The 1,064-nt window shown below is 62.1% G+C and carries 2 protein-coding genes; one reads left to right on the forward strand and one right to left on the reverse strand.

What is annotated here, in order from left to right:
- On the forward strand, window positions 1-458 hold a 458-nt coding region (locus PA598K_RS35090), incomplete at its 5' end, for an ATP-dependent Clp protease proteolytic subunit (protein WP_148092057.1).
- On the opposite strand, the gene PA598K_RS35095 is transcribed toward PA598K_RS35090, so the two are convergent.
- Window positions 442-1,064, reverse strand: a 623-nt coding sequence (locus tag PA598K_RS35095) for a cation diffusion facilitator family transporter (protein ID WP_148092058.1), incomplete at its 5' end; no start/stop codon positions are given. The genes PA598K_RS35090 and PA598K_RS35095 overlap by 17 nt on opposite strands.

The following is a 1,064-nucleotide window of genomic DNA, read 5'->3' on the forward strand; positions in this document are numbered from 1 at the left end:
GCGTCGTCGCCCAGCTGCTGCTGCTGCAATCGGACAATGCCGAGAAGGATATCTACATGTACATCAACAGCCCCGGCGGCTCGACGACGGCAGGCTTCAGCATCTATGACACGATGCAATTCGTCAAGCCGCAGATTCATACGATCTGTACCGGCTTCGCCGCTTCCTTCGCCTCGCTGCTCCTGCTCGCCGGATCGAGCGGCAAGCGCTGCGCGCTGCCCAACAGCGAGATCATGATCCATCAGCCGCATGGCGGCGCTCAGGGGCAGGCGAGCGACATCGCGATCAGCGCCAGACGCATCCTGCAGATCCGCGAGAAGATCGTCCGCATCACCGCCGAGCGGACCGGCCAGCCGCCGGAGAAGATCGAGAAGGACATGGATCGCGATTACTTCATGTCGGCCGAGGAAGCGAAGGAATACGGCATTATCGACAAGGTCATCACGTCGACGCCTTGAGTCCCGACACGAATCGCTGACCGTACGCGCCATGGTCGTGGATGGCCGGATGCTCCATCTGGATCGTCGAATGTGCGATGCCGTGGCGCTCGCGCAGCAGCGTATCGATCTGTGACAACAGCTCGAATGGCTGCGCCCCGCTGCCGACCAGCACATGGCCAGTCAGCGAGTAGTGATCGGTAGAGACCGCCCACAGATGCAGCTCATGCACGTCCTGTACGCCGGGCAAGGCGGCGATGTCGCTGCGGATGTCCTCGAGGTCGAGCGTCTCCGGCACCGACTCCATCAGTACCAGATACGACTCGCGGACGATGCGGGCGCCGCCGATGAAGATGATGCCGCCGACCAGCATACTGACGATCGGATCGAGGATCGCCCAGCCGGTCAGCATCATGAGCAGACCGGAGACGATGATGCCGACCGAGCTGAGCAGATCGCCGATGAAGTGCCAGAGCGCGCTCTTGATATTCAGGTTGTTCTCCTCTCGCATGCTGCGGCTCAGCACCATCGTCAGCACGATATTGACGACGAGGCCGATCGCGGCGATGCCGAGCATGAGCGTCATGTCGACGGCCTGGGGCTGGATCATCCGGCGGATCGCCTCGA

Source organism: Paenibacillus sp. 598K (assembly GCF_003851045.1).
Classification (GTDB): domain Bacteria; phylum Bacillota; class Bacilli; order Paenibacillales; family Paenibacillaceae; genus Paenibacillus_D.